The 24,571-nt window shown below is 35.7% G+C and carries 21 protein-coding genes; 11 read left to right on the top strand and 10 right to left on the bottom strand.

The features are described from left to right. Nucleotides 1-19: 19 nt before the first annotated feature. Nucleotides 20-1,468, bottom strand: a complete 1,449-nt coding sequence (locus IPJ53_12180; GenBank protein ID MBK7799860.1) for a GWxTD domain-containing protein — start codon at nt 1,466-1,468, stop codon at nt 20-22. A 1-nt stretch (nt 1,469) separates the two neighbouring features. Then, nucleotides 1,470-1,823: a hypothetical protein gene (locus IPJ53_12175; GenBank protein ID MBK7799859.1), complete on the bottom strand. Its 354-nt coding sequence runs from the start codon at nt 1,821-1,823 to the stop codon at nt 1,470-1,472. A 67-nt stretch (nt 1,824-1,890) separates the two neighbouring features. Here IPJ53_12175 and IPJ53_12170 point away from each other — a divergent pair, with 67 nt between their 5' ends. Both IPJ53_12170 and IPJ53_12165 read left to right on the top strand, forming a co-directional pair. Continuing rightward, nucleotides 1,891-2,736: an SDR family NAD(P)-dependent oxidoreductase gene (locus tag IPJ53_12170; GenBank protein ID MBK7799858.1), complete on the top strand. Its 846-nt coding sequence runs from the start codon at nt 1,891-1,893 to the stop codon at nt 2,734-2,736. Continuing rightward, nucleotides 2,736-4,385, top strand: coding sequence for a M1 family metallopeptidase (locus tag IPJ53_12165; GenBank protein ID MBK7799857.1), 1,650 nt, complete (start codon nt 2,736-2,738; stop codon nt 4,383-4,385). Before IPJ53_12170 ends, IPJ53_12165 begins: the two co-directional genes overlap by 1 nt. Nucleotides 4,386-4,492: 107 nt before the next feature. Here the strand turns inward: IPJ53_12165 and rplS are convergent, their stop codons facing one another. Next, on the bottom strand, nt 4,493-4,846 hold the full coding sequence (gene rplS, locus IPJ53_12160) for a 50S ribosomal protein L19 (protein ID MBK7799856.1): 354 nt from the start codon (nt 4,844-4,846) through the stop codon (nt 4,493-4,495). Nucleotides 4,847-5,089: 243 nt separating this feature from the next. After that, the gene (locus IPJ53_12155; GenBank protein MBK7799855.1) at nt 5,090-7,351 is read right to left on the bottom strand and encodes a gliding motility-associated C-terminal domain-containing protein; all 2,262 of its coding nucleotides are present in this window, start codon (nt 7,349-7,351) and stop codon (nt 5,090-5,092) included. 72 nt (nt 7,352-7,423) lie between these two features. On the opposite strand from IPJ53_12155, the gene IPJ53_12150 reads away from it, so the two are divergent. Then, a complete protein-coding gene (locus tag IPJ53_12150) occupies nt 7,424-8,017 on the top strand; it encodes an L-threonylcarbamoyladenylate synthase (GenBank protein ID MBK7799854.1) in 594 nt (197 codons plus the stop codon). A 3-nt stretch (nt 8,018-8,020) separates the two neighbouring features. Here the strand turns inward: IPJ53_12150 and IPJ53_12145 are convergent, their stop codons facing one another. The 3 genes from IPJ53_12145 to IPJ53_12135 all read right to left on the bottom strand — a co-directional run bounded on the left by IPJ53_12145 (nt 8,021) and on the right by IPJ53_12135 (nt 12,045). Next, nucleotides 8,021-9,562, bottom strand: a complete 1,542-nt coding sequence (locus IPJ53_12145) for a PDZ domain-containing protein (GenBank protein MBK7799853.1) — start codon at nt 9,560-9,562, stop codon at nt 8,021-8,023. Between the two features lies 1 nt (nt 9,563). Continuing rightward, entirely contained in the window at nt 9,564-11,027 is a 1,464-nt protein-coding gene (locus tag IPJ53_12140) for a glyceraldehyde-3-phosphate dehydrogenase (GenBank protein MBK7799852.1), read from the bottom strand. A 148-nt stretch (nt 11,028-11,175) separates the two neighbouring features. Further along, a complete protein-coding gene (locus IPJ53_12135) occupies nt 11,176-12,045 on the bottom strand; it encodes a sigma-70 family RNA polymerase sigma factor (protein MBK7799851.1) in 870 nt (289 codons plus the stop codon). Between the two features lie 218 nt (nt 12,046-12,263). Between IPJ53_12135 and IPJ53_12130 the strand changes: the two genes are divergently transcribed. From IPJ53_12130 to lysS, 4 genes are all read left to right on the top strand, one after another. After that, entirely contained in the window at nt 12,264-12,638 is a 375-nt protein-coding gene (locus tag IPJ53_12130) for an activator of HSP90 ATPase 1 family protein (GenBank protein ID MBK7799850.1), read from the top strand. Between the two features lie 78 nt (nt 12,639-12,716). Next, on the top strand, nt 12,717-15,350 hold the full coding sequence (locus tag IPJ53_12125; protein MBK7799849.1) for an AAA family ATPase: 2,634 nt from the start codon (nt 12,717-12,719) through the stop codon (nt 15,348-15,350). Nucleotides 15,351-15,422: 72 nt separating this feature from the next. Beyond that, nucleotides 15,423-16,637, top strand: coding sequence for a porin (locus IPJ53_12120; GenBank protein MBK7799848.1), 1,215 nt, complete (start codon nt 15,423-15,425; stop codon nt 16,635-16,637). A 76-nt stretch (nt 16,638-16,713) separates the two neighbouring features. After that, nucleotides 16,714-18,228 carry a lysine--tRNA ligase gene (lysS, locus tag IPJ53_12115; protein ID MBK7799847.1) on the top strand — a complete coding sequence of 505 codons (1,515 nt, stop codon included), beginning with the start codon at nt 16,714-16,716 and terminating at the stop codon, nt 18,226-18,228. Between the two features lie 60 nt (nt 18,229-18,288). Here lysS and IPJ53_12110 read toward each other — a convergent pair whose 3' ends face one another. Then, on the bottom strand, nt 18,289-18,534 hold the full coding sequence (locus tag IPJ53_12110; protein ID MBK7799846.1) for a hypothetical protein: 246 nt from the start codon (nt 18,532-18,534) through the stop codon (nt 18,289-18,291). Between the two features lie 68 nt (nt 18,535-18,602). Continuing rightward, nucleotides 18,603-19,160, bottom strand: coding sequence for a GNAT family N-acetyltransferase (locus tag IPJ53_12105; GenBank protein MBK7799845.1), 558 nt, complete (start codon nt 19,158-19,160; stop codon nt 18,603-18,605). A 385-nt stretch (nt 19,161-19,545) separates the two neighbouring features. Between IPJ53_12105 and IPJ53_12100 the strand changes: the two genes are divergently transcribed. Beyond that, nucleotides 19,546-20,520, top strand: coding sequence for a TerC/Alx family metal homeostasis membrane protein (locus IPJ53_12100; GenBank protein MBK7799844.1), 975 nt, complete (start codon nt 19,546-19,548; stop codon nt 20,518-20,520). An 84-nt stretch (nt 20,521-20,604) separates the two neighbouring features. Further along, nucleotides 20,605-20,778 (top strand): hypothetical protein, encoded by a 174-nt coding sequence (locus tag IPJ53_12095; protein MBK7799843.1) that lies wholly within the window; start codon nt 20,605-20,607, stop codon nt 20,776-20,778. Nucleotides 20,779-20,793: 15 nt separating this feature from the next. Here the strand turns inward: IPJ53_12095 and corA are convergent, their stop codons facing one another. Continuing rightward, entirely contained in the window at nt 20,794-21,837 is a 1,044-nt protein-coding gene (corA, locus tag IPJ53_12090) for a magnesium/cobalt transporter CorA (protein ID MBK7799842.1), read from the bottom strand. Nucleotides 21,838-22,081: 244 nt separating this feature from the next. Here corA and IPJ53_12085 point away from each other — a divergent pair, with 244 nt between their 5' ends. Together IPJ53_12085 and IPJ53_12080 are read left to right on the top strand one after the other, a co-directional pair. Beyond that, the gene (locus IPJ53_12085; GenBank protein MBK7799841.1) at nt 22,082-23,395 is read left to right on the top strand and encodes a hypothetical protein; all 1,314 of its coding nucleotides are present in this window, start codon (nt 22,082-22,084) and stop codon (nt 23,393-23,395) included. Beyond that, nucleotides 23,388-24,479 (top strand): trypsin-like peptidase domain-containing protein, encoded by a 1,092-nt coding sequence (locus tag IPJ53_12080; GenBank protein MBK7799840.1) that lies wholly within the window; start codon nt 23,388-23,390, stop codon nt 24,477-24,479. Before IPJ53_12085 ends, IPJ53_12080 begins: the two co-directional genes overlap by 8 nt. Nucleotides 24,480-24,571 lie beyond the last annotated feature (92 nt).

Here is a 24,571-nt window from a genome sequence, read left to right as displayed (position 1 = left end):
ATTTCGATCCCTAAAGATCTTATTCTTCAAAATACTCTCTCGCTCTTCTGCTGAATGTCCTTTTCACCCCTGTTGCATCAAAAGGGTTTTCACCTTCATATTCATCATTGACTTTTCGGTACAATTCAAGCTCCCATCTTTCGTTCTTTCGCTCTCCATAGGCATTGCAATGAAGCAACCTGTAATTGCTTCCTCCAAGATCAGAATTATAAAAAATGAACTTGACATTATTCTGTCCGGTCTTTTTTATTTTGTCATATTTCCAAATTTCATACGGAAAGGCTCCGCTGTCTTGATCTTCTTTAAATACTTCCAATGGTTTTCCGTACCTTAGGTAAATACGTGCTCTATCCGATTCAAAGCCTCGCCCAAATCCGGATGGAAACATTTGATCAACCTTTTTAACTTCTTCCATATAGCTAACATAGGCAAAATGTGCTGAATCAGGATGGGTTTCATTCCAATATCGGTATAAATAATTTCGTTTTTCCGTCAAACGGTTATTGTTAATTAAATAATCAATAAATCCTTGCTCATTACTCGAAATAATAGGGTAGAGTGATTTTAGTGAAATGTAAACACTGTCATCTGAGAGTTGACTAAAATATTGCTCGTCTTTTTTAGAGGCATAACTTAAATGAATTAATTTATCCCAAAATGGATTGAACCGTTCGAATTCAGTTGAACTCGAATCATAAATAAAATTATTCCTATCCATTAAAAAAACGCTAAGGATATATTTGCCTGAGGGAATTTGGCTTATATCTTTTGTATTCAATATAATGTCTCGCTCTCTATGCTCTTTACGCAAAATCCATTCATCGATCAACAATTTATTTAAGTTACTATCTAAACTATGTAATCTATATTTCAAAAAATAGTTTTCCCTTTTAATTCTATCGGTGTGATAACTCTCTACATATGTAAATAAAATGTTTTGATTCCGGTCAATGAATTGGTAGGGTAAAGGTTCATAATAGAATCCATTTTTTGTATTAACTAAATTTGTGTCTGTAGAGTTATGGCAAATTGAAAATAATTGAAGACTGGATAGTGAAACTTTTTTTTGAAAATCAGGAACCTCCATAAGTGTTATCAGGGTGATTTCTTGTGAGGGGTTTTGGGCATCAAAAACAGTACTCTCCAATTGATAGCTACCAGGAGACAGCGCCCACCTCATGATATGAAGTAGGGGTTTGCGTTGATGGTATCTTGGACTTTCCAGGTGCAATTTTTCGACTTTTATGATCCGTTGACCACTCTTCAATACAAGCGTTAAACCGATGTTGTTCTGGAAACTACTGTCTGGGTAATAAGTGCACTTTAGTCCGGATGTGGGTAAATAATATACTATCTCAGTAAAATGGGCGCCATCAATGTAAAAGTTGTAATGTTTTATATCAGCATTAATCCCTAATGCCTCGTTTATGCTCAATATAATAAACAAAAGGCAATGATGAAATTTCATATTATTCCTTTACCATAGTAAACGAAAATGAAGTCCCTTTGATGGTAGTTTGGAGCGTTAAATTATTGTTTTTTTCAATAATTGCTTCAAACATAATTTTTTCAGGTTGTAACTGGGTAATTGACTTTCTATTTAACTCAAATGGGGTCTGCAATTCTGAACCCATGTAATTAGTAGTAAGGACCTTGTTTTCAAAAATAAAATAAGCGCCATTAAGTGTTTCCGTTTTTTTTAGATCTCTGGAGGCTTGAACAATTTTCCATTTTCCATTTAAAAATTCAACCGACAGAGTTGGCTCAACCTTACATTGGCAGTAAAACAAAGAAAAGAAACATATAACGACAATACGGCCCATATTCTAATAATGATTATCAAAGATATTACTATTTTGGCTTTCTTGGAATTCTTAAGTCATTCTCAATATGCAATCTATTTTAATAACGGGTGTTAGTTCAGGAATTGGGCGATATTTGGCTAATCAGCTGTCCCCTTATTACAAGGTTTATGGAACTGTGCGCAAGGAAGTAGACAGATCCAGGCTTTTAGAGGAGGAGCCTGATATGGAGGTAATTATTATGGATATTTCTGAGCCGACTTCAGTTGAATGGGCGTTTAAACAGCTGGCTTCAAAACTGAAAGGAAATCAGTTGTATGCATTAATAAATAACGGTGGAATTGCCGTCCCAGGCCCTTTAGCCTATCTTCCAATGAGCGAATTTGAACTGCAAATAAATGTAAATGTTATTGGGCAGCTTAGAGTTATTCAAGGGGCATTACCTTTTTTGCTTAATTCTTTGGAAGGGTCAAGGATAATTAATATAAGTTCTGTTTCTGGAATGATAGGTGCTCCATTTTTAGGGGCTTATGTGGCTTCAAAATTCGCTTTGGAAGGAATGACAGATAGTTTAAGAAGGGAATGTGCACTTTTAGGAATTAAAGTGATTTTAATGGAACCAGGCCCAATAAAAACTTTAATATGGCAGAAAAATCTTGGGGTTGCATCAAAATTTGAGAAGACTCCCTTTTACAAATACATTCAAAAAGCCGATGAACTCATCAAAGCCACTGAAGAAAATGCACTACCTTTGTCAGCTATTAAAAAACCAGTGATACATGCACTTCAATCACCACGACCTAAAAATAGATATATAGTTCATAAAAATCCTTTGTTAATTAGACTTGCGGCATATTTTTTGCCCTCCAAATATTTAGATTATTTAGTACTGAGGAATTTAAAATCAGGTAAGAAAAAAATAAGACCCGTGTGATGACAAAAATCTTAATCTATTCAAAGTTGACTTTTCTTACAATAACCACTTTCTTTTTGTTTGAGGTTATTGCAAATGGTCAAAAGTTTACTTTAAAAGATTCATTAAGAGGATCTTTAAGATCAGAAAGAGATTATAATGTTTTGCATTATAATCTGGACATTAAGCTTGATCCTGAGGATAAATTTATCATCGGAAGTAATGAAATTACTTTGCTCAGTAGATCTGCCCTAAAGGAAATACAGATTGATCTTTTCCAAAACATGAAGATTATTAAAATCACTCAAGGAAAGAAATCATTGAAGTACCGAAGAGTATTTGATGCAGTTTTTGTGGAGTGTCCGTTAAATCCTGAGGAAAATGCTAAAATAAAAATTGAATTTGAAGGACATCCTTTGGTTGCTAAAAATGCACCATGGGATGGTGGATTTGTTTGGAAAAGTGACGAGGCTGGCAACCCTTGGGTTGGGGTTGCATGCGAAGGAATCGGGGCAAGCCTTTGGTGGCCAAATAAAGACCATCTTTCAGATGAACCTGAATCCATGGATATTTGGATTACCGTGCCAAAGGACCTTTCGGCTATTTCAAATGGAAGACTTATTGAAACTGAAAAGGTAGGTAAAAAGCACAAGAAATACCATTGGCAGGTAAGTTATCCCATCAACAATTACAATGTGACTTTGTATGTCGGGGATTATGTAAATTTTAATGAAGAGATTACAACCTTAAGTAAAGAGAAGTTGCTCTTAAATTATTATGTGCTTCGCCCTAACCTGGAAAAGGCGAAAGAACATTTCAAACAAACTCCAAAAATACTTGAATCCTTTGAGCATTATTTGGGGCCATATCCATTTATTAAGGACGGGTATGCCTTGGTCGAATCACCATATTTAGGTATGGAACACCAAAGTGCCATTGCTTATGGCAATAAATTTAATCGAGGGTATTTGGGAGGAAGGGTTCCGGAAGAGTTTTCTGTAGATTATATTATACTGCATGAAAGTGCCCATGAATACTGGGGAAACAGTGTGTCTTGTAAAGATCATGCTGAAATGTGGATTCACGAAGGCTTTACCACTTACATGGAAAATCTCTACATAGAATATTATTATGGAAAAGAAGCCGGGCTAAAATATTTGGAATCCAATAAAAAAGCAATCAAAAATGACAAACCACTCTTAGGACCAAAATCGGTTAACTTTACTGAAAATCCTGGGGATATTTATTCAAAAGGGGCGTGGGTTCTTCAATCCTTAAGATATGCAATTGGAAATGACAGTATTTGGTTTGATATTTTAAAAACCTTTTACAATCAACACAAATATGGATTTGCAGAGACGAAAGATTTTGTCGATTTAGTAAATGTTAAAACCCAGCGAGATTTCACCCCTTTCCTGCGTCAATATTTAAAGTACAAAGAGCTCCCTAAATTAGTCTATTCTGTAAGTGTAAGGGATAATTATACTCAAATCAAATACAAATTGGATTGTTTGGAAAGAGAATTTTATGTTCCTATAGAATTCAATCTTGATGGCAAGAAAATCAAATTGGAACCTAAAAACGAGTGGAAATATATTGAATTCAATAGAATTTTCAAGGATGTCAAACCAGTAACCAAGGAAATATTAATTGAAATTGAAAAAGTGTAATTGCAAAAGCAAGACACCTGAAAACGATGTGCTCCAACAATTATTTAAATCTCAATTGCCAATTTACGGCTAGAGTTTAGATCCCGTAATTGAAAATACAGAAAAGCTTATTTTGAAATGTTAGCCTCTTTTATTCTAGCCTTTTTACCAGACAATCCTCTGATGTAGAATAATTTAGCTCTTCTAACATGGCCTTTCTTTACAACCTTAATTTCCACAATGTTTAGTGAGGAAATAGGAAAGATACGCTCTACGCCTACGCCATTAGAAACTTTACGTACAGTAAATGATTTGTTTTTACCTTCTCCACGGATGTTGATGACATCACCCCTAAAATCCTGAATCCTTTCTTTATTACCTTCAATGATCTTGTAACTTATTACAATGGTGTCACCTGATTCAAAACTTGGAATTCGGCTTACGTCAAGTAATTGATCTTCAACATATTTTATCAAATCCATGGCTGCTAATTTTAACTCTTCAAAAAGAGTCGCAAAGTTAATTAAAAAGGGAATATCGAGATAGGAAATCTTTGCAAATTATAAAGATTTTGGACCTTTTTTTAGAGCATTTTGAAACTCCTACTAAAATATTAGTTATTTTAAAAATTTGGAAACCGACAAATTCGGGTATTAAAATATAAATATTAAAAATATTTATATGTATAAATTATTTAAAATTAATACATTAGGCTCATTGTTATGTCATCTGACCACTGTGGCAAAGCCCTTTAGGTAAACCTGCTTCCCTCTTGGCTCTTTATATTGAATAACATATATGTAAACTCCGGGGGGGACAAAATCACCGGAACCATTGACCCTCCCGTTCCATCCGGTTAATGGATCACTTGAATTAAACAATTGCGATCCCCATCTGTCCCATACACTCATTTGAAAACCTTGCATCCCATCTATATACCCGACTCCAATAAATTCTTCATTTTTTCCATCACCATTTGGGGTGAATGCGTTTGGCATAAAAAAAGTAACCTTTGGTTCAACATCAATAAAAATGGTCAAAGTATCCATGCATCCATTTGGTCTGGAGACTATTTGACTGATTTTTTGTACCCCTGTATCCCTAAAAGTGAATTGTGCATTTCGATCAAATAAAATAAAACGATCGTTAATGATATACTTCAAAAATTCTGCACTCTTAGACTGGTCTGTTAGATTAATCTGCTTTTGGAATGAACTGAGAGTTTTGGGGTCGTAATCAAATCCTGCCTCAGGACTTTCAATAACATTTATCCAGTTTGGATAATCAGCCTTGGTATAACAGCCTATAGGCGAGGTGATTTCCAAACGAACAGAATATAATCCTGGATTTTGGAAGAGGTGATTCGGAGAGATTTTTTTACTGGTTTTGCCATCTCCAAAGCTCCAAAGTATGTCATAACTGTCATCAATTGGAACTGATAAGTTTTCAAAAAATACGGACAACGGATTACATCCCGTAAAGTTACTTGGGTTGACAATTAGGAGTGGAGGGACAGGGAAATAAGAAAAATCTTTAACGATAGAATCTTTACAACCACTGATATCACGAACGACCAATTTAGCTGATTTAATTCCCGGAGTAGAAAATGTATAATCGTGATTTTGGATTAAAACTGTTTTGCTTGGTTCAGGCGTCCAGACCCAATCTGTCATCCTACCTGACCCGGTCGTAGATAAATCTGTAAACCTGACGGGACCCGCAATACAGGTGTCATATTGGTAGTCAAAATCAGCATTAATATCCGGTAATATATTAATTGTAATGTCAGCAGAATCAGTACAATCCAACGCCCCCTTGTTCAAGATAAGTTTTCCTGAATAGCTGCCAAGCCCCGGGAAGGTAACGGAAACGTTCTTGGAATTGAATACTTGAGTTTGTCCATTAATTAGAAATTCCCAATCATAGGATTTTATGTTAGATTCTATGGTGCTTTGATTGATGAGATTTACGGTCAGGTCACCACACGAATTTAAAATGAACCGATCATTCGTTTGAACTGAATCTGATTGCATTCTTGCATTTAAGGTATTTTCACAGGTTATTACATTAAATTGAAAATCTCTTCTAACGGTACTCAGGAGAATTCCATTCCTGTATTCTTTAATACAAACTCCAACTACAAATTGACCCAGCGTGTTTGGTGTACCTGTTATAAGTCCGGTTAATGGATTTATACTCACCTGAGGATTACCCCCAAGCGGATTCAACGCTGTAAAAAATGGAGCTCTGAATTGTACAAGACTAAATGGAGGTGGGCATGCATTTGGATTAGGGGTTACGCCATCACAATCTTCCGCCCTGCCACCCGGTCTGCCTTCCGCCGAACCTTGTTTGCCTCCCGCTGAACTCGGTGCACAAAACTCATACGTAATGATATCCCCTTCCTGGTCAAATGCTGAATGATCATAATTTAGAGGTCTTCCCTCACATATAATGATGGGGGGAAAACTTTTAAATCTTGGACTGTTGTTACAAATTTTTTGCGCCTCAGGGCTGATGTCTATTGTGTAAGCGGCCCCCTGGTCTCCAGGATTGATAATATTAGAAATGGTTTCATTCCTGCAACATCTTTGATAGGCTATCGTATAAGTGTTTTGAATGATTGGTAAAGTCGCTGTAAACTCATAAATCCCCTCTTCAACACATACAGACGGAGGAGTGATTATGCACGGATTCTCAGAGAACAACCTTCTGGAAGAATTAAGGGGAACTGAATAAGAGTTTACAAATCGATAGTTATTGGTAGATAATTTTTCATAAATACCAAGCTTTGCGGGATCATCCAAAATGGCACCTTGACTGATACAATCTCGGTAGATCTTCAAAGTGAACTCATAGGTAGCCGTATTGTCATTTAAATTGACCTTTATACATGAATAATAAATCTCGCCCCCAATGATGTGTTTTGCACTCAGAGACCAGAAATTCACCACAAACAAAGCAAGGATCAGATAATATCTACCCATTCGGAATTCGTCATGCACTATAAACGAAAAAAAACTCTTTTTGATTAAGTAAAAATACGTTTTTTTTGCAGAATGATTGACTCTGCGTTTGGCGAACCAATGGAAACTGTTCATGAAATTGACCGGATAGTCAGTATTTTAGATAATGGTGGTCTGGTATTGCTGCCAACTGATACAGTTTGGGGAATTTCTTGTAGGCATGATCATCAACAAGCATTAGAGCGTTTGATTGGCTTAAAACAAAGACCACATGGAATAGGATTTATTTTATTGGTTGATTCAATTGAAATGTTGAAAAAGTATTCACCTCGCATACATCCCAGGGTGGAAACGCTCCTTCAATATCACAAACAACCTTTAACTCTTATTTCTTCCATGGGACAACTTGTACATCCTTTAGTAGCTGCATCTGATGGAACAGTGGCTGTGAGAGTTTGTTACGATCCTTTTTGTTCAGAAATAATATCAAAGCTAGGCGAGCCAATAGTTTCTACAACAGTAAATATCATTGGAAATCCGATCCCTGCTTCATTTAATCAAATTGAATCATTTTGGTTTGACAATACAGATTATGTTTCATTCCACAGAATGAATGATCAAATAAAAAACGCACCCAGTGTTTTGGCGAAGTTTGATGAATCCGGTGAACTGGAATTTATCCGATAATTATCAGTTAAGAGAAATTTCCTTTTTTGCCCTTGCAAAAACAGGATCATTGATAAGTTGAAGATTTTGTGAAGCATTCATCCCAAACAACAATTCTGCTAAAATAAATTTAGATCTTTCCTTCATTTGAAAAAGGCTGTTTGAATTTATTAGTAGTTGATTATTTTTAGATAAATAACCTTCAAGCAACTGATCTGTCTCTTTACTTGTGATATTTTCAACTTTTCCGGCAATTGCAATTTTAAGAGCTTGGTAGTTTGATAGCATTATATTTCTAAGTTGCAGTTGCTCATCATCTGATAATTCAATCATCGAATCATCCTTTTCTACAACCCAATCAGGTGAAAGGCCCATTGCTGAAACATATTTGTTTGATGATCTTCCAAAACTGTCTGCAATAGGATTGAAAGGACTAATCCAATTGGTGATGGAATCTTTGCTGTAGGTATAGTAGGGTTTTTGGATACACCGACCGGAAGGAAGCAGAATTCGTGAAGTTGCTAAAAGAATTTGGGATCCATCAGCCAGATTAAAAGGTTCAAGAACAGTCGCTTTTCCAAAACTAGGAAATCCCAACAGTTTAGCAAGTTTTAATTCCTGTAAAGAGCCTGCTATAATTTCTGCGGAAGAAGCAGTGTGCTCATTTATCAAAATAATAATTTTGTCAAGCTTAAAGAATGGCTTTCCAAGTGAATTAAAGGATTTCTTTTTGCCTTCTCTATTTATAGTTGAAAAAAGTTCAACGTTTCTTACAGGAACAAGTTGGTTTAATATGTCGGCAGCAATATTGAGCAACCCACCTGAATTGTCTCTCAAATCCAAGATTAAACTTTTTCTACCCTGACCGAAAGTATATTTTTCAACTTTATCCATAAATTCCCTGTAGGATCGCTCACCTATAGAGTTAAGTCTTAGGTAAAAAACATTTTGGTCAATTGGAAAAACCGGTCCAAGAGTAGAGCTTTCTAAATTTTCTTTCCTAATTTTTTTGGCTATGACTTCACCAGATCCTTGCTTTTTCCATTTTAGGTCTACTTCAAAAGGATTTGATTTGGTTAAACCCTCCGGACTAAAATCTTCCTCTTTATTTGTGTGCCCATTTATTGATAAAATTTCGTCTCCTGGTTCAATACCTCCAAGCTCTGCCGGACTGTTTTTTAAGACATTATTTGCCATCCAGGTTTCATCAAATTTTATAAAAGATAATCCAATGCCATGATAACCGCCATCCAAATCATCCATATATTCTTGAACCTGGTTTGCAGGTATATATTCTGAATATGGGTCAAGAGCCAAACACAATTGTTGGATCATGTAATCAGATGCTTCATTGATTTTTAAACTATCCACATATTTGGAATCAATGTATGACAACGCATCTGTAATTTTTTGACCGGAGGTGTAGTTTTTTAAATTGGAATCAAAAGACAATTTGTTTTTTTGCTCAGGTAGTTTTAATTTATAACCACCATACATTCCAATTATGGCACAAATTGCCAAAAGTAAGGGCTGATATTTAAAATATGGATGAGCTGATTTTTCCATCCTAATAATATGTGTAGCGTCTAACCTCAGCTACATATTTTGCCAATCTAACTACCTGACAAGTATATCCATACTCATTGTCATACCAGGCGTAAATGGTTACAGTTTTTCCATCATTACTCAAAATGGTGGAAGGTGCATCAATGACAGATGCTACAGTTGATCCCACCGCATTGCTGGATACATACTCGTTGGAACTGGAATATTGCAGTTGCTCAACCAATTCTCCAACCAAAGTTGCTTTTCTAAGCGTAGCAAGAACTTCTTCAAGATTGGTTTCCTTTTCTAGACTTAAATTAAGAATGGCAAGAGACACATTTGGCACGGGAACCCTGACAGCATTGCCAGTTAGTTTTCCTTTGAGGTGGGGCAGTACCTTAGCTACTGCAGATGCAGCTCCAGTACTGGTGATTACCATATTTATGGGAGCTCCGCGACCCCTTCTTGGTTTTTTATGAAAATTATCTAAGAGATTTTGATCACTTGTATAGGCGTGAACGGTTTCTATGTGACCTTTCATAATTCCAAAATTGTGGTCCATAACCTGAATAATGGGAACAATTGCATTCGTTGTACAAGAAGCAGCACAAAAAATATTTTCCTTGTGTGGATCAACAATATCCTGATTTACACCTACCACAATATTGGGAATGTCTTTGCCTGGTGCAGTGAGTATAACTTGTGCAATTCCAGGTCTAAGGTGGGCACTTAATTTTTCTTTAGTGTCCCACATCCCTGTATTGTCAATCAATAGGGCGTTTCTTATTCCGTAATCTTCATAATTTATGTCAGATGGGTCGTTTGCAAAGATCATGTGAATAATATTTCCATTAATCTTAACCAATGATTCCTCATGAAAAACCTCAATGGTTCCGGGAAAATTTCCATGTATTGAATCCGTTTCAAGAAGAGACATTCTTTTTAGAATTTCTTCTTTTCGTTCCTTCATGCTGGGTCTTATAACTATAGCTTTAAGTAATAGTTGCTCTCCACGACCAGTAGAACTAATCAGCCTTCTAGCCACTAATCGCCCAATTCTACCAAAGCCATAAAGAACAACATCACGATGCGGATCCTTATCTTTTTCTCCGCCTATGCCCCCGGAAAGTTTGGATTTGACAAAATCGTCGAGTTTGGAATTTTCATTTTTTTCGGCTTCCCATTCAGCGGCCAATCTTCCAATGTCTATTTTAGACGGATTGAGTTCTGTTGTTTGGTAAATTACTTTTACAATTGAAAGGGTTAACTCAACAGTAATAGGGGTATTGATATAGTTTTTTGAAAATAGGTGAATGTTTATAATTTCAGAAGGTCTGATATCGAAAAGATCTCTTCTGAAAAGCACAATTTCAATGGAACGGTCAAAACGAAGCTCTCCAACAAGTTTGCTCAGTTCCAGGGCTTGTTTTTCCTTTTCACGCCACTCTTGAAGCGCGGATTGATGGTCCAGCGGATTTGAATTCATTTTATAAATTTTCGCAAAGTTGAAAAAAAGAATTCAAGCCAAAGCAAAATGCTTCGAAATATATATAAAAAAATGAAACCTATGTTAAATCAGTAGATGATAATAAGGCAGAAAACAGCAATCTTAGTAAACTAGATAAATTCTAATTTTAGCTCCCTAAATATTGCTTTAATAACTTACTTCTGGTGGTGGAACGTAACTTATTGATTGCCTTATCTTTAATTTGTCTGACTCGCTCCCTTGTCAGACCAAATTTGTCTCCGATGTCTTCTAAAGATTCAGGATGCTCTACCCCTATTCCGAAATATAATTTAATAACATCTGCCTGCCTGTCGGTTAGTGTACCTAATGCACGTTCGATCTCCTTTCTGAGCGAATCCTTATATTCCAGAACAGAATCTGTTGCAGGTGTGCTGTCATTTTCTAATACATCCAGTAATGAATTGTCCTCCCCTTCAACAAATGGAGCATCCATGGACACATGTCGAGCTGCAACCCCTAAGGTAGTCTCAACTTCTTCAGTTGGTATCTCAAGAACGGTGGCTAACTCTTCAGCAGAAGGTTCCCTTTCAAATTCCTGTTCCAGTTCTGAAAAAGCTCGGTTTATTTTATTGAGTGACCCAACCTTATTAAGAGGAAGCCTTACAATTCGGCTTTGTTCAGCCAATGCCTGAAGTATTGATTGACGAATCCACCAAACCGCATAGGATATAAACTTAAAACCTCTCGTTTCGTCAAATCGCTGTGCAGCCTTTATGAGACCAAGGTTCCCTTCATTGATCAAGTCAGAAAGAGAAAGCCCTTGATTTTGGTATTGCTTGGCAACAGAAACCACAAATCGGAGATTTGCTTTGGTCAACTTTTCAAGAGAGATTTGGTCACCTTGTTTAATTTGTTTGGCTAATTCAACTTCCTCTTCTGGAGTGAGAAGGTCAACTTTTCCAATTTCCTGTAAATATTTTTCGAGGGATTGGCTCTCCCGATTTGTAATTGATTTGGTGATTTTTAATTGCCGCATGGATCCTTGTAAGCTTCTAAGTTATTGATAAACAATTAATTGTGTTAATTTTTATCATTTTTCAATTGAAATAAGTCACGAAATTACACCGATTTAGTGATTTTAAGACCATACTCATAAATGAAATCTCAATAAAAAAAGTTCATAAAAACATAAAAAAATAAATAAACCATTTAATATTGCCCGAAATACATCAATCCCACCAATAAAAAATAAACATGGCAAGAGTTCAATTTCAAACAGAATTTATGTTCAAAGCCTCTCCATCGATCATTTATCTGTTTGTTACACAACCGACCACAATCATACGCTGGTTCTGTGATAAGGTGGATAATGTAGGTGACCATTACACTTTTTCATGGGATGGCGACTCTGAAGAAGCAACGTTGGTCATTGACATCGAAGACGAAATGGTTAAATACCAATGGGTAGATCGGGAAGAAGAGTTTCTTCAATTTAGAATTTATAAAACGGACATTACCAATGAAACCATTTTGGAGATTACAGATTTCTGTGATGACGATGAGGTTCAGGAACAAAAAGACATATGGGAGGTTTATATCAAGAAGTTTAAGACTTTTTGTGGGGGATGATTTGATCAAACTTTCACATTTTTGGCTTTATTATTTTCCTTTTTGTTTAGACAACGGGTACTCTAAATTTTAATGTCCATGGAAGAAACTGGTAACCCTCCCGAATCTAAGAAGTATAAATTCAAAGAGCTAAAAGTTTATTCGTCAACTGAATGGCTTGCCGACAATAAGAAGAAGTATCGACAGGTTTTTGATAGGTTTGATGTTACTTACATTTATGCGGAATTGTCCTTTTACAACAAATGGTTCGACCATGATTTTTGGGAAGCCAATTTTGAATTAAAGTGTTTCTGCCTGATAAAATCAAAAAAGGAAGTATGTAATTTGAATTTTAAAAGGAACATCTCCAAGTATGACCATTTGGTTTATATAAGAGAAGGATGGGGAAATAAAAAGGAGGGTTCTTTTTGGAAAAAGGGTACTTATTTTTGGGAAGCATGGGTGGATGGTGAAAAAATTGCCACCAAATATTTTTATGTGGAAGATCCGGGAATGGCACATGATGTCGAGGGGAATCCATATGTTGAGTTGCAAAGTCTCCGACTGTATGAAGGTCCTTTTGATGACATTCCTGAAAATGAACGTACTTATTTCACTTCATTTAATGGCGAAGAAACACGTTACATTTATGCGGAATTGGTATTAAACAATAAATGCAATCAGGCCAATTGGCAATGTGAAGTATTTATTAAATTTCACAATGAGGCCAGAGAACTAAAAGGACAATTAGTCAGGTTAGTCCCCGTTCGTAGAGATGAAGAAAAAATATTCATAACAGCAGGGTGGGGTAGCAATGTGAAGGGATCCTGGTGGGATGGAATCTATACAGTAGAAATCGTATTTATGGAGGAACTACTGGGGATGATGTCTTTTGAAATATTAGATGAATTTGTTGAAGGGGTGCCTATGATTACCTTACCTCATTCAACAGAACCGTTACTGTTACCAGATACCGAAAGTGATTATAAGAATTTTGAGGAGGTTTTGGCTGAGTTGGATAAGATGGTTGGCTTGCAAGAGGTTAAGAAAAAAGTAAGAGAGCATGCACAATACATTCAATTTCTGAAGCTGAGAAAAGAAAAAGGTATTGCAGAAAAAGATCAAATAATTCTCCACACTGTTTTTTTTGGAAATCCCGGAACAGGTAAAACCACCGTTGCAAAAATGATGGGGCAACTTTATAAGAAGATGGGAGTCTTAAGCAAAGGCCATGTCTATGAGGCAGACAGAGCGGAGCTGGTTGGAGAATACATCGGACAGACAGCCCCAAAGGTTAAAGAGGTAATTGAGAAGGCCAGAGGGGGAGTGTTGTTTATTGATGAAGCTTATGCTTTAGCGAGGACAAACGACGATTCTAAAGATTTTGGGAGAGAAGTTATTGAAATCCTGGTAAAGGAAATGTCAAATGGTCCTGGAGACCTTGCCGTAATAATGGCTGGTTATCCAAAAGAAATGCGTTATTTCCTCGATTCTAATCCCGGTCTTAAAAGCAGAATTAAACTTTATTATGAATTTCCTGATTATCTCCCTCAGGAATTGTACCAGATTGCAGATTATGCTGCAAAAGAAAAGGCTCTCCACTTTTTACCTGAAGCTTTAGAAGCATTGCATCATTTAATTTTAAATGCTTACAGAGATCGTGACAACACTTTTGGAAATGCAAGATTTGTCTTTGATTTGGTCGATAAAGCAAAAGTAAATCTCGGTATAAGAATAATTTCGGCTGGTGAGACTGATAATATAGAGGTAAGTAGCTTAAGCGAAGTAAGTCTTCAAGATGTTAAAGGAATACAAATTGAGCCACATAAACAAAAGCCTAAAATACCGGTCGATGCTAAATTACTGGAAGAAGCATTGGCTGAATTGAATTCACTAATAGGAATATCCCAAGTAAAAAAGGATATTTATGATTTAGTACAGATTGTTCAATACTTGCAAAGAGCAGGGAAGGAAGTGCTGAATCAGTTTTTTTTACATACTGTTTTCCTTGGAAATCCCGGGACTGGTAAATCCACGGTAGCCCGCATTTTAGCTAAAATATTTAAAGCTCTTGGTATATTAGAAAGAGGCCATATGGTCGAAACTGACCGACAAGGTTTGGTAGCCGGATACATTGGTCAATCGGCCATCAAGACAGCAGAGAAAGTGGAAGAAGCAATTGGTGGAGTTCTATTTATAGATGAGGCTTACTCTTTGACTCAAAATGCTTCAGCCCAAGGAGATTATGGAGGTGAAGTCATTCAGACATTATTGAAGAGAATGGAAGACCAAAGAGGATTGTTCTTTGTTTTTGTCGCAGGATATACAGAACCGATGGAATTGTTTCTAAAATCCAACCCGGGTTTGAATAGTAGATTTGACAGAATCTTAAAATTCGAGGATTACAATCCTCAGGAATTGATGGATATTTCCATAAAAATGTTTGCTGATCAGAATTTCACTTTGCATCATTTGGCACAAGGTCAGTTGTTGAATTATTTGGAATATATATATGCCACTAAGGATAAATATTTTGGCAATGCCCGTACGGTAAGGACCATAGTTCAGGAGATAATCCGATTTCAGAACATTCGTTTATCCCAAATGTCCACAACAGAATGGGAGGGAGTGGATAGGAATATGATTATGTTGGAAGATCTCAAAGATATACATCCGGAAAATGATCGCAGGAAGGCGTTTGATAAACCCAGATTGGGATTTAGAAAAACTTAATATTCTCTTAATATTAGACTCAATAATTTTGACGCGAAATTGTCATTCAGGCAATTTTATTAAAGTGTTGAAATGAAATACAGATTGCTCTGCACAATCTTATTGTGCACTCTATGGGGCTATTCCTATGCCCAAATGATGGACACTTCTGCAAAACCAGCCGTTAAGCACAGTCCAAAATGGTTTGAATCCATTCAAATACGTGGATATGCACAAGTTAGATACAACCGACTTCTTGAAACTAACCCGGATTTAAAGTGCGAACAATGTGATAAATCATGGGGAGATAATGGAGGCTTCTTTATCCGTCGAATGCGATTAATCTTTTTCGGACAAATACACAAACAGGTTTATTTCTACGTTCAACCTGATTTGGCCAGCAGTGCCAGCACAACAGGTTTGCATTTTGCTCAATTGAGAGACGCTTATTTTGATGTAGGAATTGATCGGGAAAATGAATTCAGGTTCCGAATCGGACAGAGTAAAGTTCCATTTGGGTTTGAGAATATGCAGTCAAGCCAAAATCGACTGCCACTTGATCGCGCCGATGCTTTAAACAGCGCAGTATCTAATGAGCGGGATTTGGGAGTGTTTTTTTATTGGGCACCTAAAAAACAGCGGGAATTGTTTTCTTCTTTGGTGAAGGATGGATTGAAGGGTTCAGGGGATTATGGTGTCTTTGGTTTTGGAGCTTACAATGGACAAACGGCCAATAAACCTGAGTTGAATGACCAGCTCCATTTAGCAGCAAGGGTGAGTTACCCATTTAAAATTAAAGGTCAAATTATTGAGCCTTCCATTCAAGCCTATTCTGGAAAATTTGTAATCCCATCAGACCAGCTTTCCAATGGAGTTAAACGGAACAAGGATTTATCCTATCTTGATCAAAGAATAGCGGGGACTTTAGTTTTGTATTCGAAACCAATAGGGATTCTTGCTGAATACAATTTTGGTAAAGGTCCTGAGTTTAACAAAGAAACAGATTCCATTGAAGTTCGTTCTCTTCAAGGAGGTTTTGTTACCTTGAATTACATGTTTAAAAGTAAAGCACAACTCATCATTCCTTTCCTTAGATATCAATATTATGATGGAGGTAAGAAACACGAAAAAGATGCGAGATCTTATGAGGTGAATGACTTGGAATTTGGAGTTGAATGGCAGCCGGTTAAAAATTTCGAGCTTGTAGCAATGTATACAATTTCAAGAAGAAGATTCGAGGATTTTTCATTACAGGATAATTTTCAGAAAGGAAATTTGCTGAGATTGCAAGCTCAAGTCAATTTTTAAGCGTTTAGAACACAAATTCATTCCGTTTTTTATTTCGACTTAATGAATGTAAATTTGTGCTTTTAAAATATATAACATGCAACATCTCAGTGAACAAGAGATTATTCGGCGACAATATTTAGAGGAAATTCAGGCGATGGGCATCAACCCATATCCCGCAGAGGCTTTTGATGTAAACACTTCCGCTAAAGAAATTAAGGAACATTTTGAATTAAGGCCGGATGATTTTACAGCTGTTAGTTTAGCCGGAAGGATAATGATGAAAAGAGTCATGGGAAAGGCCTCGTTTGCTGAAATCCAAGACAGTTCTGGCAAAATTCAAGCCTATATAAATCGGGATCTCATTTGTCCTGGAGAAAATAAAGATCAGTACAATGTACTTTTTAAAAAGTTGTGCGATATAGGTGATTTTATTGGAGTTAAAGGATATGTTTTCAAAACTCAAACCGGGGAAATCAGTATACACGTTTCAGATTTTTTTTTCCTGGCAAAATCCTTGCACCCATTACCTATTGTGAAAGTTGATTCAGAGGGGAAGGTTCATGATGCATTTCTTGATCCTGAAGCCAGGTATAGAAAACGATATGTAGACCTCATCGTAAATCCACATGTAAAGGAAATATTTACTAAACGCTCTAGGCTAATTGCCAGAATGAGGCAGTATTTTGATGAAAAGGGATGGTTAGAAGTCGAAACTCCGGTTTTACAAAGAATTCATGGAGGGGCAGCCGCCAGACCATTCAGAACTCATCACAACGCATTGGATTTACCACTGTATTTAAGAATAGCCAATGAACTGTACCTGAAAAGGTTAATTGTTGGGGGATTTGATGGAGTTTATGAGTTTGGTAAAATGTTCCGCAACGAAGGGATGGACCGAACACATAATCCGGAATTTACCTCCATGGAAATATATGTAGCATACAAGGATTACCTCTGGATGATGGAAATGGTTGAGCAAATGCTTGACAAAGTAGTTACGGAGGTTAATGGAAGTACGGAGGTCTCAGTAGGAGGAAAAGACATTAGTTTCAAAATGCCTTATCGTAGAATTTCCATGTATGATGCGATTCAAGAGTATGCCGGAATTGATGTGCAGCATTTGTCCGAAGCTGAACTGCTTAACTTCTGCAAGATCAAGCATATTGAAGTAGATGGTACGATGGGTAAAGGCAAATTGATAGATTCGATATTTGGTGAACTCGTAGAACACCATCTTATCCAACCGACCTACATTACTGATTACCCAATCGAAATGACACCTTTGGCAAAAAAGCATCGTAGCAAGGAAGGATTGGTGGAAAGATTTGAACTCTATGTGAATGGAAAAGAAATTGCAAATGCATATTCTGAATTGAATGATCCAATTGACCAACGGATGAGATTTGAAGATCAGTTATCACTTTCTGATCGAGGTGATGAAGAAGCCATGGCGATGGATGAAGAATTTTTGCAAGCCCTTGAATATGGAATGCCACCAACATCCGGTCTTGGAATTGGAATAGATAGACTAACCATGATGCTTACTGGACAAGAAGCCATACAGGAAGTTTTACTTTTTCCACAAATGAAGCCTGAAAAAGGGGTTTAGTTGTCTATATGTTATAATTGATTTGGAGCCATTTGCCTCCATCTCGAAAGAGTAACCGATTTATTTCTTTTTGTTGAATATCGCATTCATGGATATGACTGCCCATGTTCCTTCTAAAACCATAAAGGGGAGTGATTTGATCAAATAGGATGAAATACAAGCTAACAATGCGCCGAAGAAATTAAGTAGAAGGTAGGATTTATCTTTGGTAGAAAGTTTATTGGTTATATTTAAAAAATAGGCCAACAATATGAGGAAAACACCCAATGCGCCAATAAAGTCAGAGTTTGAAAAGAGGCTAACCATCATGATTTATTTTTATTTTGTTCATAGATCAATTTTGATCAATTGAAAATTTCAGAAACTCCTCTAACCTACTGCTTAAATTCATTATAGATTTCCATAAGATTATTTGCACCCAGGTGCCATAAATTTACTTCTTGTTCAAAATTTAGAAATCCAGGTATGCATCGGTAAGATTTTACAAATTCAAATCCTATTTTAGGAAGAATCTTATTGGGCGCCGGATTCAATGAGTATGGTTCACAATATAATCTTACTAATTTGAGATTTTTGAAAAAATATGGAAGGCTAAGCTTTACAAATTCCTCACCATAGCCCTTTTTTCTTTCTGTCTGTGTCCAAATGTGTAAATGCATATATGCTTCTAAACCAAATTCTATTTTATTTACATTACAATGTCCTACCGCTTGACCATTGAGAAGCCAAATAATGCAGTAAGATTTTTTGTGACTATAGTCCATTGAAAGTTGATTAATCAACATTTCTTTCCATTCAGATCTCGAAGGGAACTTTGTCAAATCACATCCCATAGAGCAATAATATTCCGGATCTGACTGAAGCCAATAGTCGGCGATATTATCTACATCTTCAGCAGTGATTTCTCTGACAGAGAGTTTAGAATTAGGCATTTTCTTTTATTTTAAGCAATGTCATATACCTGAACAGTTTAATATATGTGGGGGTTCTTAATGTTGGTTTTCTTTTTTGTCAAAATCGCAACTTTTTATGATCGATTTATTTTAATTCCCACTCAATAAGGAAAACTAGGGGACCTAAATTCGGCATTCGATTAATTTTGAATTTATTTTTTTAACTTCAAATTTAATTTAATTAACCAGGCTTTTAATTTAAATTCATCCCTAATAGGAAAATATTCAATTTTGGTTAAGGTTTAAGTTTAGTAAATCAACCAGAATTATTAAATATGGGTAATGATTAGCTTTTGATAACAAAAGTAGTACAATACAATTGAGTCAAATTCTTGTAATCAATTAAATATATATTTGCACTGCCATGCTGATCTTTTGGTCATATGTAATATTTTTGATTGTAGTTGTATTTTTCGATTACAGGCTTTTTGCAGGTTCTGGGGACGCGAACGGCATTAAAAAAGCCTGGCATTCTATTTTATATTGGTTAGTCATTACCCTTTTTACAATTGGGCTTATAATGATTGCATATGAAAAGGACTGGTTCCAGTCCTACCTATCTCATGATCAAAGTTTGAGTGGTTGGGAGGCAGGGAGTTTGTTCCTTTCAGGTTACCTTGTAGAACAGTCGTTGAGCCTTGATAATATATTTGTAATGGCTTTTCTTTTAAACTATTTTAAGGTGCCTTTACTCTTTCGCCCGGGATTACTAAGTATTGGAATCTGGACAGCTATTTTATTAAGGGGTGTCATGATTGTTATAGGACTTTGGTTAATCCAGTCTATCTCTTGGCTCATTTATCTATTAGGTTTTATATTAATTTATTCAGGCATTAAAATTTACTACACCTCACCTGAGGACCAATCTGATCCTAATAAAAGTTTGTTGATCAAATTGATCCGTCGTTATTTGCCTGTCACAAAAGGTTACTTTGGACAGAGATTTATCGTGAGGAAAATGGGGAAATGGGCATTGACACCACTTTTATTAACACTTGTGGCCATAGAATTAACAGATATTTTATTTGCACTTGATTCAATTCCGGCTATCTTTGCAATTACAACGGATCCCTTCCTGGTATTGTCCTCTAATATTCTAGCCATAGCGAATATGAGGTCATTTTTCACTATTCTTTCAAGAGCCCTTGAGAAATTGGAGTTTATACACCACGCGCTTGCAATTTTGCTGATTTACATAGGAATTAAGATACTCTTGGAAAATTATGTCCATATTTCCGGAAGTCTGAACTTGTTGATCATTTTGATTGTTTTATTAACAGGTGTGGTTTATTCCATTTTACGATCTTCAAAGGCAAAATCAATCAAAAGTGTTAATTAAATTATTGTTAAAGGCACAATAATGTATTACATTTTTTCTTTATATTTGTGAATTATATCCATGAACATTTAACAGGCTTAATCAATGCGTAACATTTTTAAATTAAAAGGCACAAACAAAGAAAACAAGGCACAAGAGAAGACAAAAAAAGAAGAGATGATTGCTAAAGGCAAAGAACAGCATGACAAAGGCAATCATCAGGAAGCTAATCCTGAGTCTGGCTTTTATAACAATGATGAAGATTTGGGATACTGCTAGTCAGGTGTCGGATTTTCATATGATTCTTTTTCGTTTGAAGTAAACTATCAAGCTTACTACAAAGAAGGCTATAGTTATCCACCATACCAAGTATCCATATTTCCATTTTAACTCTGGCATGAATTCAAAATTCATTCCATAGACACCCGTCATGAATAGAATTGGTATTGAAATGGTAGAAATTGCTGCCAACCATTTCATGTCTTTATTTAAGGCCAGGGATGTTTGATTGAGGGCGAGGTCTTTCATACCATTTAGCAGTTCCCTTTGGTTGTCTATGATTTCGATTATTTGAATGATGTGATCTTCAAGATCCCTGAAGAATATCATATTAGATTCTTGAAGAAATTGTGTTTCAGACCTTTTTAACTTACCAATTTCATCTCTAAGCGGATATATATACTTCCTGAACTTCAGCAATGCTCCCCGTATGGTAAATATGTCAAGAATTATATCTTCACCAGGTTTTTGATGAATCCTTTCTTCCAAATTTGCTATCTCCAGGTCAATTGCATCAGTTACTAAAAAATAACAATCTACCAAATAATCCATCAATGCGTAGAATAGGTAGTCAGAATTCTTGCTCCTTATTCTTGAAATCTCAGAGCCCATTCTTTTTCGAATAATGGCAAAACTATCATCCGGATTTTCCTGAAAACTTACCAATACATGTTCTGCAAAAAAGATGGAAATTTGTTCTTTATTGATCGTCTTATTAGAGGGGTCAAATTTTAGATTCTGGACAATTGAAAAAACTCCATTTTCATAAGAGTCTATCTTTGTTCGTTGACTAAGTTCTTGGATATCTTCCAATATAAGACGATGGATATTAAAAGCATCTCCAATTTTTAGTATATACTCTGAATCATGAATTCCCATAACATCAACCCATAAATTTTGATCTTTAGATGGGGTGAATTTCCAAACATCAGAAACTTTTAATTCTGACATTCCGCTTAAGTTGTAGGAAATAAATTGTCCAATGGGTTCATCTAAAGTTTGATTTCTTTCAAAAATTAATGTTCCGGGCGACAAACCTGTCTTTTTTCTTTTGGACATTGGATGAATTTATTTAATCGAATACAAAGCTAAGGAAATATACCTTTTCCAACATGGCTGCAAAATCTTAACAGAAGGGTTTAAAGGCTGGGATATGAATAATCGCTCACATTGAATGATCCAAAGTACTTTGAATAAAGAATTTCATGGGTTCATTTGAAATTTAAACACCTCTTTTCCAGTTAAATACTAATTTTAGGCCGGTAACTTAAAGGGCGTAAAGTTTTTTGGTAAAATTACTTCAATGGGTTTTTTGGATAGAATTTTAGGAGAAACACAAGAAAGAGGCCCAAATTTGTGTTTTGGCAGAGCTACTGACCTGCCAAAGGATAAGGTTCAACTCGATCTGTGGGATAAAGCAAATGAGTCTTTTAATCACGAGGATTATTTTCAATCAATTGAACAATTTTTTAATTACCTGAACAATCCTGAGCTAAAGAATCTGAGTTATCAGAAAGTTTTAGGAGGATTTGAATTTTCTGTAGTCCAGGGATCCAAAATTATTGAGGGGAAAGTGGATAAAAGTTGGCTTCGAGCTGAAGCTAAGATTGCAAAATGTAAAAGCTTGAGTATTGGTTTTCTTAGAAAATTAGTAGAAGCAAACTTCGAGCTCCAATACGGCAGATACAGTTTGGATTCACAGCAAAACCTTTGTATAATTTTTGAAAGTTTCCTCGAAGAGGCATCTCCTTATAAATTGTTTTTTGGTTTGAAAGAAATAGCAGTTAAGGCGGATAAGCAGGATGATTTACTTTTGGATGAATTTTCTGAGCTTGAAGCTATAAATTCTACCCATGTAATCCCTCAAAGTACAGAAGTTAAGGAAGTGAAATACAAATTTTTCAAAGAAGCGCTCAGAAGAGCTCTTGCAATGGAAGATATGGGAAGTCTTAATTTAGACAGATATCCAGGTGCCTTGACTTATATTTATTTACACACACTTTATAAAATTGATTATTTGCTTTGCCCGGAAGGAAAAAGTATGGAAATTATTGAAGAGGCGCACGAAGTATATTTTGATCAAGGTAATTTTGACGCCCATGAAAAGGTGGAAACACTTTCTAAAAGTCTGAAAGAGTTGAATGAAATTGAAAAAGAAAAATTTGGTATTGAATTATACAACGTAAACCACACTTTTGGAATAAATAATACTGTTCCTCATTCGACCATTGCCCAGTTTATTGATACTGAAATGCAAGCGTTGGAATGGTATCTTGCCAACAAGCATGAGAGAATTTGTCAAAATATTTGCTCTTACATTGTTGGATATTGTTTGTTTAGTTTTGCTTTGGCTGAACCTGTTTCGAAGTTATTTCATTTGTTTTATGAAATTGAAGAGCCTGATTTTTTCAAAAACTTAGGATATTCCAGACATTTCGCACCTAAGGAAATTGAAGTCAAGAAATTCGAAACCAGAATAAAATCCTCGGTAAAAGAGATACTTCAAATGGCAGCTCCTAAATATCCAGAAATTAATACTGAGGTAAAACTCAATTTTGACTCAAGAGTAGAACTTTCCATTTCTTTGTTACAGTTGATTAAAGATTTAAATGTATAGCCACTTAAAAGATATAATTGAATTATATAAAGGTGCAGTGATTCAAATAGCCACTCCTTTTTCAATAGGCACTGGTTTTTTCTTAAAGAATGAAAACCTAATCATAACTAATGAACATGTTGTTAGAAATAATAAGGAAGTAGTAATCGACGGAAAAGGGCTTCAAAGAGTAGTAAGTCCGGTGATTTATTTGGATCCCAAATATGACCTTGCGTTTATTAAATCCCCTGAAATACATACATTGGCTGATATACATTTAGGAGACTCAAGTATAGTTGTCGAGGGCGATCAAGTTTTAGCGGTAGGCCACCCCTTTGGATTAAAATACACAGCAACTCAAGGTATTATATCAAATACACTTCATCAGCAGGATGACATTCAATACATCCAACATGATGCTGCTTTGAACCCTGGAAATAGTGGGGGACCACTTGTTAATGTGAATGGAGAAATTATTGGGGTCAATACCTTTATAATTAAGGATGGACAGAATATTGGTTTTTCATTGCCTAGTCAATACTTGTTAGACAGTATCAAAGATTTTAGAAAAGGGGAGAATCCTGTTGCCGTCAGATGTGATTCTTGCTCAAATTTGGTTTTCGAACCCAATAAGGAAAAGAAATATTGCCCATTTTGTGGCGCAAGAATACGGATGATTTCTGAAATCGAGGATTATGAGCCGAAAGGTATAAGGAGGATTCTTGAAGAGTCCATATCAAAACTTGGTTTTGATATTAAGCTAACTAGAAGGGGGCCTTACAATTGGGAAATAATAAAAGGCTCAGCAAAAATTCTATTAAGTTATCATGAAGAATCGGGTATGATTGCAGGTGATGCCTTCCTTGCCAGCTTACCAAAAGAAAATATAAAAGCAATTTATGAATTCATCTTGCAGCAAAATTATTATTTGAAGGGTCTTGTATTAGGGGTGAGGAAAAATGACATAGTTCTTTCGTTCGTCGTATTTGACCAATATTCAAAACAAGAATTTCTTGATAGATTAATTCAAAGGTTGATACAAACTGCGGATGAATTTGATGATTTACTTGTGTCCAACTTTGGAGTTCTAATAACTAAGGATTAGAGTTTTACAAATTATAAAAAAATAAATATGTTTAGAGCGCTTCGAAATGGGAATGTTTTTTGTCAGAATAGCTCTATATTTAACCTTTGCTA

Source organism: Candidatus Vicinibacter affinis, from assembly GCA_016714365.1.
GTDB classification, from domain to species: domain Bacteria; phylum Bacteroidota; class Bacteroidia; order Chitinophagales; family Saprospiraceae; genus Vicinibacter; species Vicinibacter affinis.
Note: the sequence above shows the minus strand (reverse complement) of the source record. Positions and strands in the feature narration are given on the sequence as shown.